General features: G+C 56.6%; 10 protein-coding genes. 8 read left to right on the top strand and 2 right to left on the bottom strand.

Features of this window, described 5'->3' with window-relative positions:
- The first annotated feature begins 8 nt into the window (after nucleotides 1–8).
- On the top strand, nucleotides 9–1,124 hold the full coding sequence (locus tag ACR0C6_RS09570) for a putative 2-aminoethylphosphonate ABC transporter ATP-binding protein (protein ID WP_480618990.1): 1,116 nt from the start codon (nucleotides 9–11) through the stop codon (nucleotides 1,122–1,124).
- A complete protein-coding gene (locus ACR0C6_RS09565) occupies nucleotides 1,121–3,142 on the top strand; it encodes a putative 2-aminoethylphosphonate ABC transporter permease subunit (RefSeq protein ID WP_480618988.1) in 2,022 nt (673 codons plus the stop codon). The genes ACR0C6_RS09570 and ACR0C6_RS09565 overlap by 4 nt, the downstream gene beginning before the upstream one ends.
- Before the next feature lie 24 nt (nucleotides 3,143–3,166).
- Here ACR0C6_RS09565 and ACR0C6_RS09560 read toward each other — a convergent pair whose 3' ends face one another.
- On the bottom strand, nucleotides 3,167–4,057 hold the full coding sequence (locus tag ACR0C6_RS09560) for a LysR substrate-binding domain-containing protein (protein WP_152460090.1): 891 nt from the start codon (nucleotides 4,055–4,057) through the stop codon (nucleotides 3,167–3,169).
- A 120-nt stretch (nucleotides 4,058–4,177) separates the two neighbouring features.
- On the opposite strand from ACR0C6_RS09560, the gene ACR0C6_RS09555 reads away from it, so the two are divergent.
- From ACR0C6_RS09555 to ACR0C6_RS09535, 5 genes are all read left to right on the top strand, one after another.
- The gene (locus ACR0C6_RS09555; RefSeq protein ID WP_480618987.1) at nucleotides 4,178–5,365 is read left to right on the top strand and encodes a 2-aminoethylphosphonate--pyruvate transaminase; all 1,188 of its coding nucleotides are present in this window, start codon (nucleotides 4,178–4,180) and stop codon (nucleotides 5,363–5,365) included.
- A gap of 18 nt (nucleotides 5,366–5,383) precedes the next feature.
- Entirely contained in the window at nucleotides 5,384–6,628 is a 1,245-nt protein-coding gene (phnA, locus tag ACR0C6_RS09550) for a phosphonoacetate hydrolase (protein WP_171637143.1), read from the top strand.
- Between the two features lie 3 nt (nucleotides 6,629–6,631).
- On the top strand, nucleotides 6,632–8,095 hold the full coding sequence (phnY, locus tag ACR0C6_RS09545; RefSeq protein WP_480618985.1) for a phosphonoacetaldehyde dehydrogenase: 1,464 nt from the start codon (nucleotides 6,632–6,634) through the stop codon (nucleotides 8,093–8,095).
- A gap of 106 nt (nucleotides 8,096–8,201) precedes the next feature.
- The gene (gene pbfA / locus ACR0C6_RS09540) at nucleotides 8,202–9,554 is read left to right on the top strand and encodes a (R)-1-hydroxy-2-aminoethylphosphonate ammonia-lyase (RefSeq protein ID WP_480618984.1); all 1,353 of its coding nucleotides are present in this window, start codon (nucleotides 8,202–8,204) and stop codon (nucleotides 9,552–9,554) included.
- A gap of 243 nt (nucleotides 9,555–9,797) precedes the next feature.
- Nucleotides 9,798–11,462 (top strand): Na/Pi cotransporter family protein, encoded by a 1,665-nt coding sequence (locus tag ACR0C6_RS09535; RefSeq protein WP_480618982.1) that lies wholly within the window; start codon nucleotides 9,798–9,800, stop codon nucleotides 11,460–11,462.
- Between the two features lie 460 nt (nucleotides 11,463–11,922).
- Here the strand turns inward: ACR0C6_RS09535 and ACR0C6_RS09530 are convergent, their stop codons facing one another.
- A complete protein-coding gene (locus ACR0C6_RS09530) occupies nucleotides 11,923–12,390 on the bottom strand; it encodes an Lrp/AsnC family transcriptional regulator (RefSeq protein ID WP_171641016.1) in 468 nt (155 codons plus the stop codon).
- A 127-nt stretch (nucleotides 12,391–12,517) separates the two neighbouring features.
- Here ACR0C6_RS09530 and ACR0C6_RS09525 point away from each other — a divergent pair, with 127 nt between their 5' ends.
- Entirely contained in the window at nucleotides 12,518–15,979 is a 3,462-nt protein-coding gene (locus tag ACR0C6_RS09525) for an indolepyruvate ferredoxin oxidoreductase family protein (RefSeq protein ID WP_480618980.1), read from the top strand.
- Nucleotides 15,980–16,085: the final 106 nt, after the last annotated feature.

Here is a 16,085-nt window from a genome sequence, read left to right as displayed (position 1 = left end):
CTTCTCCCGTGCTTCAGAAAACACCACCCGGTGAACTGTATCTCAGCATCCAAAATTTGTGGAAAGCGTTCGGAAACTTTCTGGCGCTCAAGGACATCTCTTTGGAAATCAACGAGGGCGAGTTTGTTTGTTTCCTCGGCCCGTCCGGGTGCGGCAAGACCACTCTTTTGCGGGCAATCGCCGGATTGGACTTGCAGACCAAGGGTACGGTCATGCAGGATGGCAAGGACGTGTCCAATCTGCCACCGTCCGAGCGTGATTTCGGGATCGTGTTTCAGTCCTACGCGTTGTTCCCAAATCTGACCATTGAAAAGAACATCGCTTTTGGCCTTGAAAACACAGGCCGCAGCAAATCGAATATCGCTGTTCGCGTAAACGAACTCTTGACCCTGGTTGGTCTGCCGGATCAGGGCAAGAAATATCCGGCGCAATTGTCAGGTGGTCAGCAGCAACGGATTGCGCTGGCGCGTGCCATTGCTACCAACCCCGGACTTTTGCTGTTGGACGAACCCCTGTCGGCGCTGGACGCCAAAGTACGTGTTCATCTGCGGCACGAGATCAAGGAGTTGCAGCGCAAGCTGGGTGTGACCACCGTGATGGTGACCCACGATCAGGAAGAAGCGCTGGCCATGGCAGACCGGATCGTGGTCATGAATCACGGAGTGATCGAACAGGTGGGGCCCCCTACCGAAATCTACCGGGAACCGGCCAATCTGTTCGTTGCCGACTTTATCGGTGAAATGAACCAGATCGGGTCACAGGTCACCAAAGGCGGACGTTTGAGCGTCGGGGAAAAGACCTTTGCCTGCCTCAGCCACAAGTTCAACGATGGAACCCCGATCATCGCGGCCATTCGACCCGAAGACATCATCCCTCATGAAGCTGGTTATCTCGACACGGGCGGCAATCGGAACTGCATAGAGGTGACGCTGGATGAGATGGAGTTCCTGGGTTCGTTCTGGCGCTGCCGCTTGAACAACGAGAAGTTCGGATCATCGGAACTGATCGCGGATTTCTCGATCAACGCCGTGCGTCGTCTGGAACTGGAAGAGGGGCGCAGCGTGGTGATTGAGCTTCCCGAGAACCGCCTTATGGCGTTTGAAGTGCCGGAGGCCAAGGCATGAGCTCGGTTTCTACCAATCAGGACAGCCTGCCGGTCGGGCCGGACATCAAGCCCAAGCTCAGCCGTGATGATATCCTGATGCGCGGCAGCATGATGGTGATCGCGCTGTATCTGGTCGTGACATTGGCGTTGCCGCTTTACACGATGCTGTCCAAGTCGTTTTCGACCTATCGGGTCGAGCTGTCCCAGTACGAGTTTCAGGTAAGTGACGACGCAGGCGTCTTTGATGGAACGATCCTGTCGGCGGACGAGTTGAACAGGCAATTGGGGGTCTATTCCGACTCTGATCTGGTGACGGGTTCGGACGGGCGCTTGCCGGTGACCGGATTCTTTCCTGATTTCAGCTTTCGCAGCCCGGTGATGTACAAGATCCGCAACACGACGGATACCGGGCGCTTTCTGGTTGGGTCGACATTGAATGAAGGCACCGATTGGGTCGAGCTGGATTCCAACACGTTCCGCCGGGTGCAAATGCGGCCGGTCCAGTCGCGAGGGTTGGACAATTTCATCAACTACTTCTCGACACCGGCATTGTTCAATTCGATCAAGAACTCGCTTTGGATCTCGGTAGTCAGCACCATTGTGACGGTGACACTGGCGTTTTGGTTCGCCTATGCGCTGAACCGAAGCTGCATGCGGTTCAAGGGTGTTTTTCGCCTCATTGCGATGGCACCGATCCTGGTTCCGTCGCTTTTGCCGGGCATCGCGTTGGTCTACCTGTTCGGCAATCAGGGCATGATCAAGGAGTTGCTGTTCGGTGCCAGCATTTACGGCCCCATAGGCATCGTGATCGGATCGGTTTTCTTTACCTTTCCGCACGCGTTTCTGATCATATCGACCGCGCTCGCGATATCTGACGCGCGCCTGTATGAAGCTGCGGCCAGCTTGCGGTCGACGCCATGGCGGACCTTCTGGACCGTAACCATTCCCGGGGCTCGCTATGGCCTGATCTCGGCGGCCTTTGTCGTGTTCAACCTGGTGATCACCGATTTCGGATTGCCGAAGGTCATCGGTGGTCAATTCAACGTGCTTGCCGTGGATATCTACAAACAGGTGATCGGCCAGCAGAATTTTGAAATGGGCGCCGTGGTCTCTGTGGTTCTGGTCATCCCGGCCATTCTGGCTTTTGCCATCGATCGAATGGTTCAGTCCAAGCAGGTTGCGCTGCTTTCAGCGCGTTCCGTGCCATATCAGGCGACGCCGAACCCGAAAGCTGACCGAATATTCCTGATCTATTGCAGCCTGATCGGCCTGTTCATCGTTGGTCTTCTGGCAGTGTGTCAGTTTGCGGCGCTGATCAAGTTCTGGCCCTACGACCTGAGTCTGAGCCTCAAGAACTATCAGTTCAACAGAATGGACGGCGGCGGCTGGGGGTCGTATTTCAACTCGATCAAACTGGCGTTGCTGACGGCAGTCATCGGCACGACGGTTGTGTTCTTCGGGGCCTATCTGGTGGAAAAATCAAACGGGTTCAGAACCGGCCGGTCGATTTTCCAGATGTTCGCGATGCTGCCCATGGCGATCCCGGGCATGGTATTGGGGCTGTCTTACATCTTCTTCTTCAACAACCCGTCCAATCCGCTGAACGGGATTTACGGCACGATGGCGATTTTGGTGATTTGCACCGTGACGCATTTCTACACCGTATCGCACCTGACGGCCGTCACCGCGCTCAAGCAAATGGACAGAGAATTTGAGTCGGTGTCTGCCTCGCTCAAACAGCCGACAATGAAGCTGTTCGCACGGGTAACAGTTCCGGTTTGTCTGCCGGCGGTGTTGGACATCTCGATCTATCTGTTCGTCAATGCGATGACGACCGTGTCGGCAGTGGTATTTCTTTACTCTCCCAAAACGACGCTTGCGTCCATCGCGGTGCTGAACATGGATGATGCCGGGGATATCGCGCCTGCGGCGGCGATGGGCATGATGATCTTTTACACCAACGCGGCTGCCCGGATCGTTCACCTGTTTGCTTCAAAAGGCATCCTCAAGCGCACTCAGGCTTGGCGAAGCCGGTAGTCAAAGGAACGCTGCCCCCGCCGGTCAGGTATCGGCGGGGGGGCTTTTTTCTTCCAGCGCGCGCTGGGCGAAGTCCATGAAGGCCCGGATGATCTTTACGTTGCGCCGTTGCGACAGCGAAATCATGCTTTCACCCATTTGCAGCTTCACGCCTTTCAGCTTGATTTGTCGCAACCGATCATCATGCCCATACTCTGCCTGAGAGACAAACCCGATGCCTGCGCCCGAGGCCACAAGCTCGCGAACGGCCTCGCGCCCTTCCGCAACGATTGCAGGATTCAACGTGATACCGCGCCTTTCGGCTTCTTCTTCCAGTTTCTGACGTGTTTTTGACCCGTGCTCTCTGAAAACCAGCGGCAGATCGGCCAGTTCTTCCAAAGAAAGCGAAGGTTTGGATGCCAAAAGCACGCCTTGGGCGGCAAAGGCCACGATTTCAGTGGAGCCCAGGTTCAACACATCCATGTCCTTGCCGGGGGACAGGCTGCCGACAACACCGATCTCGGCATTGTACGACCGAAGTTCCTCCAGAATTTCTTCGGTGTTTCCGGACCGCACGGTGATGGTGATTTTGGGGTACTTCTTTTGAAACGACCCCAGGAAAGACGTCATGTGATGCGCTGAATCGGCGATGATCCGCAGTTCCCCGTCGATTGCGGCCTTGGTTTCCGAAAGATAGTCCTCGATCTGATCTTCGATCTCAAAATACTGCTTTGTGAACCGGTAAAGCTGTTCGCCTTCGGGGGTGAGGTTCACGCGTTTTCGTTCGCGCTGAAACAACAACAGGTCGTGATCCTGTTCCAGCTTTCGAACCTGTTCGGAAATCGCCGGCTGCGTCAGAAAAAGCGCCTCGGCCGCGCGGGAAAACCCGCCATGTTTGGCCACGTAATGAAAGGCTTTGAGCTGGCTGTGCCGCATCACTGGTCCCAAATGATTTGTGCATAGGCTGCACTTATAATTAGATTGATATTTGCAATTTCACATATAGCAACCGTTGCTGCAATGGTGTTTGTGAAAACGCTGTTCTGGAGCCCGGTAATGACGCCATCCCATCCAAAAATCGAGCAACCGCGCCTCGGCGAACCATACCTTTTGACACCCGGTCCTTTGACAACGTCCTACGCCGTGAAAGAGGCCATGCTGAAGGACTGGGGCAGCTGGGACGACGACTTTCGCGCCATGACAAGAGAGCTGCGGTCAAGCCTGCTGGACCTGCTGGGTAACGGCGCCGACGCCTTCGATTGCGTGCCAATGCAAGGCAGCGGCTCTTTCTCGGTCGAAGCAATGCTGGCGTCTTTTATTCCGCCGGAAGGAAAGGCGCTGGTATTGGCCAATGGCGCCTATGGGCAACGTTCTGCGCAGACGCTACAGTATCTGGGGCGGGACCATATCGTGCTGGACAAGGGCGATTACCTGCCGCCACGGGGCGACGAGGTTGCGCGCATTCTCGTGGATGACCCGGCCATCACGCATGTTGTTGCCATTCACTGCGAAACCAGCTCGGGTATCTTGAACCCCGTCGAGGAAATATCCGAGGCCACATATGCAGCCGGCCGCAAGCTGTTGATCGACTCGATGTCTGCCTTTGGCGCGATCGAGCTCAGGCCCTCGGATATTCGATATGAAGCCATGGTGTCTTCGGCTAACAAGTGCATCGAGGGCGTTCCCGGATTTGGCTTCATTGTGGCGCGCAAGAACGAGCTGGAAGCCGCAAAGGGTAACAGTCATTCCCTGTCTCTGGATGTGCACGCCCAGTGGGCGCACATGAACAAGACCGGTCAGTGGCGTTTTACCCCGCCGACGCACGTGGTCGCCGCCTTTATCGAAGCGCTTCGGGCGCATGCCGCTGAAGGCGGTGTTGCCGGCCGCGGCGCACGTTACACCCGCAACCGGGACGTCATGGTTGCAGGCATGCGTGAACTGGGTTTCGAAACGCTGCTGGACAATCGTTGGCTCAGCCCGATCATCGTCACGTTCTTCTGCCCCGCCGATGAGAAATTCGTATTCGATCGGTTCTACAACCTGATGAAGGACAAAGGGTTCATTATCTACCCGGGCAAGCTGACTGTCGTCGACAGTTTCCGCGTCGGATGCATCGGTCAGATGGACGAAGACGTCATGCGCAATGTCGTGCGCGCAGCAAAGGAATCCCTGGAAGAAATGGGCGTGACAAACGCCGCTCCTCCTCTTCGTGCACTGGAAGAACGCGCCAAGCTGGCCGCTTAAACATCAAGGAAAATACAGATGACCATTCAAACCCCTGTCGAAGCAAATGAGCGCGTCTATCCTACGCCGAAGGTGCCTGCTATTGCCATCTGCCTTGATGGATGCGAGCCCGAATACCTTGATGTCGCGATTGCGAAAGGGCTGATGCCCAATCTCAAGCGGATACGGGAAGAGGGTACGGACCGACTGGCCCATTCCGTTATCCCGTCCTTCACCAACCCCAACAATCTTTCGATTGCCACCGGGCGCCCTCCGATCGTGCATGGCATCTGCGGCAACTACCTCATCGACCCTGACAGCGGCGAGGAAGTGATGATGAATGATGTCCGCTTCCTGCGTGCGCCGACCATTTTTTCCCAATTCTACGACGCGGGTTTCCGCGTGGCGATGGTAACCGCCAAGGACAAGCTGCGCGCGCTGTTGGGGGCCGGGCTGAAATTTGACGAGGGCAGGGCGGTTGCGTTTTCTTCCGAGCGGTCGGGTGAAACGACGCTGGCGGAACATGGCATCGACAACGCCAGCGAATGGCTGGGCATGGACGTCCCCGAGGTCTACTCGGCAGAGCTTTCCGAATTTGTCTTTGCCGCTGGCGTCAAGCTGCTGAAAGAGTTCAAGCCCGACGTGATGTATTTGTCGACCACAGACTATATCCAGCACAAGTTTGCACCCGATCAAAAAGGCGCACTCGATTTCTATGCCATGTTTGACCGGTATCTGGGCGAACTGGATGAACTGGGTGCGGCCATCGTGGTGACCGCGGACCACGGCATGAAGCCCAAGCATTTGGCGGATGGATCCCCCTCGGTGGTGTACGTGCAGGACCTGATGGACGAATGGTTGGGCAAGGATGCGGCGCGGGTCATTCTTCCGATTACCGACCCATACGTTGTGCATCATGGCGCGTTGGGGTCTTTTGCAACCGCCTATTTGCCTGACGGAGCAGACCAGGACGACATCATCAGCAAGCTCAAGGCGACCAGCGGCATCACTCATGTTCTGACCAAGGCCGAGGCGATCGAGCAATTCGAATTGCCGGGCGACCGCATTGGCGACATCGTGATGGTTTCCGGTGAAAACATCTGCATCGGCACGTCCGAGCATCGCCACGATCTGGCAGCACTCAAAGAACCATTGCGCAGCCATGGTGGTTTGACCGAGCAGGAAGTTCCCTTCATCGTGAACCGTGTCATCGACCTGCCAAACCAACCCGTGCTGCGCAATTTCGATGCCTTCTTCTACGCAACAACAGCGGCGGCACAGTAAGCTATGAAAGATCAGACCATGTCGAAAATCGAAGTACGCAACGAGGGAATGCGGATCGGTGGCGAGATTATCTTTACCGACGACACCGTTCCCGTTCTCTACCCGTACACAAACGAGGTTGTGGGTCACGTACCAGCCGGTACAGCCGAACATGCGCGCCGGGCGTTCGAGATTGCGGCGAATTTCAAACCCAAGCTGACCCGATACGAGCGCAGCCAGATCCTGCAACGGGCGGGCGAGTTGATCGGCGAAAAACGCGATTATCTTGCGAAATGGCTGACGCTGGAGTTGGGGATCTGTCACCAGCATGCGATCTACGAAACCAAGCGCGCGCAGGACGTGTATCAATTCGCGGCGGCCGAGGCATTGAAGGATGATGGTGAGATCTTCTCCTGCGACCTGACCCACAATGGCAAGGCCCGCAAGATTTTCACCACCCGAGAGCCGGTGAAAGCAATCAGCGCAATCACGCCGTTCAATCACCCGCTGAACATGGTCAGCCACAAGATCGCGCCGTCGATTGCCACCAACAATTGCATGGTTTGCAAACCGACCGAGCTGACGCCGCTGACCGCATTGACACTGGCTGACATACTCTATGAGGCCGGCTTGCCGCCCGAGATGTTCCAGGTCGTGACAGGTTGGCCCGGTGACATCGGCGACGAAATGATCACCAATGAACACATCGATATCATCACCTTCACCGGCGGTGTGCCCGTGGGCAAGATGATCGCCGAAAAGGGCGTCTACAAGCGTCAGGCGCTGGAACTCGGCGGCAACGATCCTCTGATCGTTCTGAATGACCTCAGTGAGGCCGATCTGGACAAGGCGGCAGCCATTGCGGTGGCGGGGGCTACCGGAAATTCCGGCCAGCGTTGCACGGCGGTCAAGCGCATTCTCGTGCAGGAAAGCGTGGCCGATACATTCGTGCCGCTGGTTCTTGAGAAGGCCAGGAAGATCAAGTTCGGCGATCCTCAAGACCCGGAAACCGAACTTGGATGCGTGATCCATGACAAGGCCGCCGAGGTTTTTGAAAACCGCGTTTTTCAGGCGGAAAAAGAAGGTGCTGAAATTCTGTACCACCCCGGTCGCCAGGGTGCGCTGCTGCCGCCTATCGTGGTCGACAAGGTGCCCCATGACAGCGAATTGGTGATGGAGGAAACCTTTGGACCCATCGTGCCGATCGTTCGCGTGCCGGACAACGACGAAGAAGTGATGGCAATTTCCAACGGAACCGAGTTCGGCCTGTCTTCGGGTGTCTGCACAAACGATCTGAACCGGGCGATTGCCTTCATCAACGGGTTGAACGTCGGCACCTGCAACATCTGGGAACAGCCGGGTTACCGCATTGAAATGTCGCCCTTTGGCGGCATCAAGGACAGTGGAAACGGGGTGAAGGAAGGCGTCATCGAAGCGATGAAGTTTTTCACCAACGTCAAAACCTATTCGCTGCCGTGGCCTAACTGAGTCTGTTGCCCTTACCCCTTTTGCGGAAAGGGCAACACAGTTCCTCCCTGGTACTGGCGGGCCTTGCGGGGTCCGCATCTTTCGATGACGGCAAAGAGGAGCGGCGATGCCACAAATTGTCCACACTGAAGGGGAATCAAACACGTCCGAGGCGCGCAAGGCGTGGCTGCAAAAGTCGATGGGGCCGAAATCATCGCCATTGCTCAAACGCGATGCGAACGTGTTCCTGCATCAATCTCTGTCCTCACCCTGCGTCAGCACCATTGCAAAGGCCGAAGGGCTCTGGATCGAAGACATCGAGGGCCGCCGGTACATGGATTTCCACGGCAACTCGGTGCACCACATCGGGTATGGCCATCCCCGCTTGGTAGCCGCCATAAAGGCACAGCTTGACGATCTGCCCTTTGCGCCCCGCCGATTTACCAATGATCCGGCGGTGGAACTGGCTGAAAAACTGGCAGAGATCGTGCCTGGTGATCTGGGCAAAATGCTCTTTACCACCGGCGGCTCTGACGCCAACGAGGTTGCCCTCAGGATCGCGCGCGCCGCTACGGGTCGGTTCAAAACGATCAGCTTCTGGGATGCTTTCCATGGCGCGGGGTTCGGCGCTGCGAGTGTCGGCGGAGAGGCGACCTTTCGCAGTCACATTGCGGGGCCCCTTTTGTCCGGCACCGAACATGTAGCCCCCTTTGCCTGCTATCGATGCCCGTACAATCATGCGGGCCCCGAAACATGCGGGCTGGCCTGTGCGAAAATGGTGGAATATGTGCTCGAGCGCGAAGGAGATGTGGCGGCGGTCATTGCGGAACCGATGCGCGCCGTGCCCTACGTCCCGCCGCCGGGATTTTGGAAGACGGTGCGAGAGGCATGCGACCGTCACGGGGCGCTGTTGATCATGGATGAAATCCCGACGGGTCTTGGCAAGACGGGCAGGATGTTCGCCTTTGAACATGACGAGATCATCCCGGACATCGTGACACTTGGGAAAGCGCTTGGCGGCGGCATCCTGCCAATTGCCGCCTGTGTCGCCCGCAAACAGCTGGATGTCTGCGGAGATTTTGCCATCGGGCATTACACGCACGAAAAGAACCCGGTCACCGCCCGGGCCGCTTTGACGACGATCCAGATCATCGAAGACGAAGGCCTGGTTCGCCGGTCAGCCGAACTGGGTGAACATGCCATTGGTCGCTTGATGGATGAACTTCAGAACGTTCCGATTGTCGGAGACATCCGGGGACGGGGCCTGATGTTCGGGATCGAAATCGTGGATGATCGCGCCGACAAAACACCGGGAAACGCGTGCGCCGAACGGATCTACTATGCCTGCCTCGAGGCCGGTCTGAGCTATAAGATCAGTCAGGGGTGCGTTCTGACATTGTCACCGCCGCTGACCATCTCGCGTTTGGAGTTGGACCGCGCAATCGACATCGTAATTGCTGCAATCAAGGCCGAGAGTTGACGCCCCTTTCCGATCTCGTGTCACAATAGAGGATCAGGGGCCGCGTCCTTCCGGGCGCCCTTGGCCAAGTTCATAGGTGACGGATGTTCCGCCAAAGCGCGGTCAAGTGCTTGCGGTGAAGCTCACAGGAGTTTACGCCTTGTAGGCCAAAAATGGGATGTATCCCTTCCCAATCGCGGCCGGTAACATGAATAATACAATGCGCCGCGACAAGCTGGGCCAAAAAGAATAACGGGGTAGAGTATGGCAATTGTCAGCTTCCTTATCAGCCTTGCCGGGGCGACGATGCTGCTGCTTTACGCGGTTCGTATGGTGCGAACCGGGATCGAGCGCAGCTATGGGGCGTCGTTCCAGCGGGTAATGACCCAACAACGCAGCTACCTTCAGGCCTCGGTGGTTGGGTTGACGATGGCGGTCGTGCTGCAAAGCTCGGCGGCCGTTGCTCTGTTGACCTCCGGGTTTGCGGCCAGTGGAATGCTCAGTTTTCCTGCCGGCCTTGCGATTGTACTTGGCGGCGATCTGGGGTCGGCGCTGATCATCCAGATTCTTTCGTTCCGGCTGGACTGGCTTGTTCCGATGCTTTTAGCGGTTGGAGGGTATCTGTTCGTAAAGACCGACGCCAAAAAAACCCGGCAAATGGGGCGCATCCTGATGGGCGTGGCCTTTATCCTGATCTCGCTTCGGTTCCTTCGCGAGGCAATGGATCCCATTCGGGACAGCGCGTTTCTGCCCGCGGTGGCGGATTATCTGGCGCGCGACTATATCACCGCGTTTCTGGTCGGGGGCGCCTTGGCTTTCATCATGCATTCTTCGGTGGCGGCCATCCTCATGTGTGTCACCCTTGTGCAGATCGGAGCGATCCCGTTCGCCGCCGGGATGTCTTTGGTGTTTGGCGCGAACTTCGGCTCTGCCTTCATTCCGGTCTGGCTCACCCGTGCCATGCCAGTCCAGGCCCGGCGCATTCCATATGCCAACCTGGCATTGCGTGGCAGTTGGGCTTTGGTGAGTTTGTTTGCCGCCAACATGGCTTTGCGGACCGGGTTGTTGGGAGACCCGCAAGGCGGGCAGATGCTGGTCAATGTGCATGTTTTGTTCAACCTGTCACTGCTGCTACTGGCCTTGCCATTTTGCGGTAAGTTGAAAGTTCTCTTCGAAAGGTTTTTGCCGGATCAGAAGAAGGAACTGGTTCCGCAACCGGCACGACCGGCCAGCGCATTGGACATAGGCAACGTGGCAAATCCCAGCCAGGCCCTGCCAAGCCTCAAGCGTGAGCTGCTGCGGATGAGCGACCTTGTCGAAACCATGTTCCGGCCTTGCCTGGAATTGTATCGCAGTGGCGACAAACAACAGATTCGAGCGGTACAGGCCATCGACGAAGACGTGAACAATTGCCTGTCCGGGATCAGGGCATTCGTTTCCGCGATTCCACCGGATGTATATGAAAAAAAGGATGAAAAATCCGCACGCGACCTGATGGAATTCGCAATCCGGCTGGAGACGGCCGGTGATGTCGTGGCCAAGCGCTTGACCGTGTTGGCGGGTGAAATGCGGGCCAAAGGCTCGAGCTTTTCGCAGGAAGGCTGGTCGGAACTTGTTCAAATGCACGAGGGTATTCTGGCCAACATGAAGCTGGCATCAAACGTGCTTATTTCAGACGATCTGGAAAGCGCGCGCCTGCTGAGCCTTGAGAAGACCGAAATCAAACGGGTGGAACGTGAAAGCCGAAAACGACACCTGCGCCGATTGCAGCACGGGTCACGGGAAAGCTTCGAAACCAGTGATATTCATCTTGAGACGTTGCGGGCGTTCCGGGAGTTCAACAGCCATATCGCATCTATTGCTTACCCGGTGCTGTACCAGAATGGCCAGCTTCTCGAGACGCGGCTGATCGACGAAATTGCGAAATAGCCGGAAGGTTCTGTGATAAAAATCTGAAAAAGCAAAGGAATGATGCTACACTTCTGATGACGGCAGCGAACAGGAGCCGGACTCGATGCAAGCACGGGTAAAGAAAACAGGAAGATCGAAACGCGAAGCAACAAAATGGCTTCAGTTTCGAAATTCGGTTTTGCGGCTTTTCGGCGTCGATGGAAGCTTCCGCCCAGAGCGCGGCGCAGAAGGTGGAATCCAAAAGGTTGCGGTCGAAAAGGCAACCACGTTTTACCTGCCTTGAAGCTGAATTGCGCGACGGTTTTTGGGGGCGTTCCCAGACCTGATCCGTGAAAAATTCTATGAAAATCAATTCCGTGGAGTTTGGCGGGCCAAATCGTAGCTTCGGAACGGGTTCGAGTGAATCTTTCGCTTGGTGCGTTCAAAGCTTTGCAACAAAGCCCACACCAGACGGCAAGTCCCACCCGGGGAACCGATCTCAAAAGGAAGGAATGGGCAGGGCGTTACTGCGTTTGATTTCGCGCAGAACGACATTTGTTTGCGCGCTTTCCACCGCCGGCAGGCGAAACAGGAATTCTTCAAGAAAAACGTTGTAAGCCCCGATATCCTTGCAGATCACCCGCATGTGGTAATCTGCCTGCCCGGTCGTTGCGTAGCATTCCATAACTTCCGGGCGCTTCTCGATCGCTGCAATGAAGCGTTCAAGATGTTCCGGATTGTGCCGGGTCAGATGAACATGCACCAGGGCCTGAAACGAAAGCCCGGCGTGTTCAGGCGACAATTCGGCACGGTACTGCGAAATCAGGCCGGCCTCTTCAAACACGCGGATTCGACGCCAACAGGCAGAGGATGACATGCCCACCCGTTCTGCAAGGTCAGCATTTGAGATGCGGCAATCCTTTTGAAGCAGCGCGAGAAGTTGGCAGTCACGTGAGTCGAGAAGCATTCGAGAAAAATACCCCATAACGCGACAAAAGAAGAGAGGATTTTTCAAAAATATCCGGAAATAGCGGGAAGCTAGAACAGATTCCTCAAAGGATTCCGGTAAAATACCCAGAAAAGGCGAGGCATCCATGACTGACCAGTCCCTGAAATTCGATACTTACGCCCTGTCGGACCGATACAAAGCCTCAGAGGGTCGTGTTTTCCTGACGGGAACGCAAGCTCTGGTGCGCATCATGTTGGACCAGGCCCGCAGGGACGCAGCAGCGGGAAACAACACGGCCGGGTTCATCTCCGGATATCGGGGGTCTCCTCTTGGAGGTTTGGATCTGGAGCTGTGGCGAGCGAAAGAGGAAACCGAGGCGGCCAGGATCACATTCATGCCGGCCGTAAACGAAGACCTCGGCGCCACAGCGGTTCTTGGTGCCCAGCAGGCCTCGCTTGATCCCGATTGTGAGGTCGAGGGCGTGTTTTCGATGTGGTACGGGAAGGGCCCCGGAGTTGACCGTTCAGGGGACGCGTTGCGCCATGGCAATGCCTATGGCTCGTCGCCGAAGGGCGGGGTTCTGGTTGTCGCGGGTGACGATCATGGCTGCGTGTCTTCTTCAATGCCGCATCAGTCCGACGTCGCCTTCATGACCTGGTTCATGCCAACGCTGAACCCGGCCAACGTGGCTGAATACCTGGAGTTCGGCGAATACGGGATCGCGCTGAGCCGATACTCGGGCACCTGGGTCGGGTTCAAGGCGATTTCGGAAACCGTGGAAAGCGGGCAATCCGTGCGGTTGAAGCCGGACCGTAAATTTACCTTGCCGGAAATAGATCTGCCGCCGGGCGGCTTGCACGTGCGCAGCGCCGATTTGCCAAGCCCGGCCATCGAGACGCGGATCGAACACAAGTTGCGGGCAGTCGAGGCTTTTGTCGAGGCGAACCCGATCGACCGGCGCATCTATGACATCAAGGATGCCCCATTCGGGATTGTCACAACGGGCAAAAGCCATCTGGACCTGATGGAAGTGCTGCGTCTTCTGGGGCTCGACGAAAGCGGATGCCGCCGTTTGGGCATCGACATCTACAAGGTGGGGATGGTTTGGCCTTTGGCGCGGCGCGATGCGCTGTCTTTTGTCCGTGGCAAAAAAGAAGTGCTGGTCGTCGAGGAAAAACGCGGGATCATCGAAAGCCAGTTCAAGGAATATTTCTATGACTGGCCGGGGGACAAACCCGAAAAGATGGTCGGAAAACACCGCGCAGCGGGTGATCCGTTGATTCCCTGGACCGGAGAGTTGAGCCCGTTGAACCTGATTCCGGTCGTTGCAGAGCGACTCGACCGTTTTTTCCCGGAAGAGCGATTTCTGGAAAAGGCGAAGGCGCTGACGGACGAACCGCCATCCGTTCTGAATGTTCCGGGTGCGGTCAGGGCTCCGTATTTTTGCTCGGGTTGTCCCCACAACACATCCACCAAAGTCCCCGATGGAAGCATGGCTGCGTCAGGCATCGGCTGTCACGTGATGGCAAGTTGGATGAACCGCAACACGGTCGGTTATGCGCAGATGGGGGGCGAAGGTGTGCCGCATGTTGTTGCCTCGAAATACAGTGGCAACAAACATATCTTTCAAAACCTTGGCGAGGGCACTTGGTATCATTCCGGGTCGCTTGCCATTCGCCAGGCCGTGGCGGCGGGTACGAACATCACCTACAAGATTCTGTACAATGACGCAGTGGCAATGACGGGGGGGCAGCCTGTTGATGGCCCTATCAGCGTTACCGGGATCGCCCAGACCTGTCGCGCAGAAGGTGTCGACCGGATCGCCTTGGTTTCAGACGACATAACGAAGTTCGATTCCAGCGATTTTCCGGCACGAACGAGCTTTCACCCCCGGGAAGAGATGGATGCCGTGCAGCGTGAGTTGCGTGACATCCAAGGTGTTACGGTTTTGATTTACGAGCAGACCTGCGCCACCGAGAAACGCCGTCGCCGCAAGCGTGGAAAAACAGAAGACCCCAAGCGGTTTGCTTTCATCAACCCCGCAGTGTGCGAAGGCTGCGGCGATTGCTCGGTCGAAAGCAACTGTCTGAGTATCGAACCCTTGGAAACCCCATTGGGCCGCAAGCGAAAGGTCAACCTGAACTCTTGCAACAAGGACTTTTCCTGCCTGAACGGGTTTTGCCCCAGTTTCATTACTGTGGAAGGGGCGGTGCGGCGAAAGGAACCCAGGCAGAAACTGGATATCCCGTCGCTTCTTGCCAAGGTTCCCGACCCGCAGCTTCCTGACCTGCACGCGCCGTACGATCTTTTGGTCGGTGGGGTCGGCGGCACCGGTGTCGTAACGGTGGGCGCCGTTCTGACGATGGCGGCGCATTTGGAAGGCAAAGGCGCCAGCGTGCTGGATTTTACCGGGTTCGCCCAGAAATTCGGTACGGTTGTCGGCTATGTTCGCATTGCCCGCACGCCCGAAGAAATCAATCAGGTCCGAATTGAGGCCAAAAGCGCCGACGCCGTCATTGGGTGTGACGTGGTCGTGTCTTCGGCGCCCAAAGCCTCGGTTCACTATCGCAAGGGCACAAAAGTCGTACTGAACCGTGCGGAAATGCCAACAGGCGACCTTGTTTTGCACCGCGATGCCCAGCTCAAGGTCGACGAACGAGAAGCGCTGATACGCCGGACCGTCGGCGAAGAAAATGTCTTCGCGTTGGATGCAAACCAGTTGGCCGTGGATTTGCTGGGGGATTCGGTCTTTGCCAATACCTTGCTGTTTGGTGTCGCGTGGCAGCTGGGGAACATTCCAATCAGTGAGGTTGCAATCAAACAGGCGATCAAGTTCAATGGAACCGCGATCGAGGCCAACATAATGGCCTTTGATCTGGGGCGGGTGATCGCTGCAAACCCGCAGATGCTGAATGCGAAGGAAAAGAGCTTTTCGCAAGAATCGTCGCAGCAGATAATCGATTACCGGTCCGATGAATTGGCGATCTATCACGATGCCGCTTATGCGCAACAGTACCGGGATCGCCTGGCCCGTCTGTCCGCAGCACTGCCTGATCAGATACGCGAGGAAGCGCTTTCGCTTGCGGCAAAATCCCTGTTTCGCCTCATGGCAACCAAAGACGAATACGAGGTTGCTCGGTTGCTGACATCGCAACAATTCGAGAAACAATTGCGGTCCGAGTTCGAAGGGGATTTTCGGATCAAATACCACCTCGCGCCACCGGTTCTGACCGGTCGCAAGGATGCACGCGGGCGACCGCGCAAGCGAAGCTATGGTGGTTGGATGACCCCCGTTCTGAGGCTCCTTTCGCGTGCACGCAGGCTTCGCGGCGGCTGGCTTGATCCATTCCGGTTTTCAAGGGACCGCAAGCTTGAAAACGAAACCCTGGCCTGGTTTCTGGCTGTCTTGGATCGCATTGAACAATCCAGCCCCGAGCTGGAGGCGGAAACCTGCCTGAAGATCCTGTCAGCGCCGCTGGATATCCGTGGTTTTGGCCCGGTGCGCGAAGCGGCAACACAAACCGTACGTACAGATGTAGATGCCATGCTGAACGTGATCGGAGAACAGCGAAGGGATGCGCAGGGCGCCGCTTCTCACAAGGTTTGATTGTTCTTTCGGGAAACTGTCTGGAAACGCGGATTGTACGCGGGGCTGAACGGATCTGAAACCCCGTACACTCCGGTGTAATGGACTGCTGCCTGAAACGGTCCGG

Source organism: Ruegeria sp. AL12 (assembly GCF_056540885.1).
Note: the sequence above shows the minus strand (reverse complement) of the source record. Positions and strands in the feature narration are given on the sequence as shown.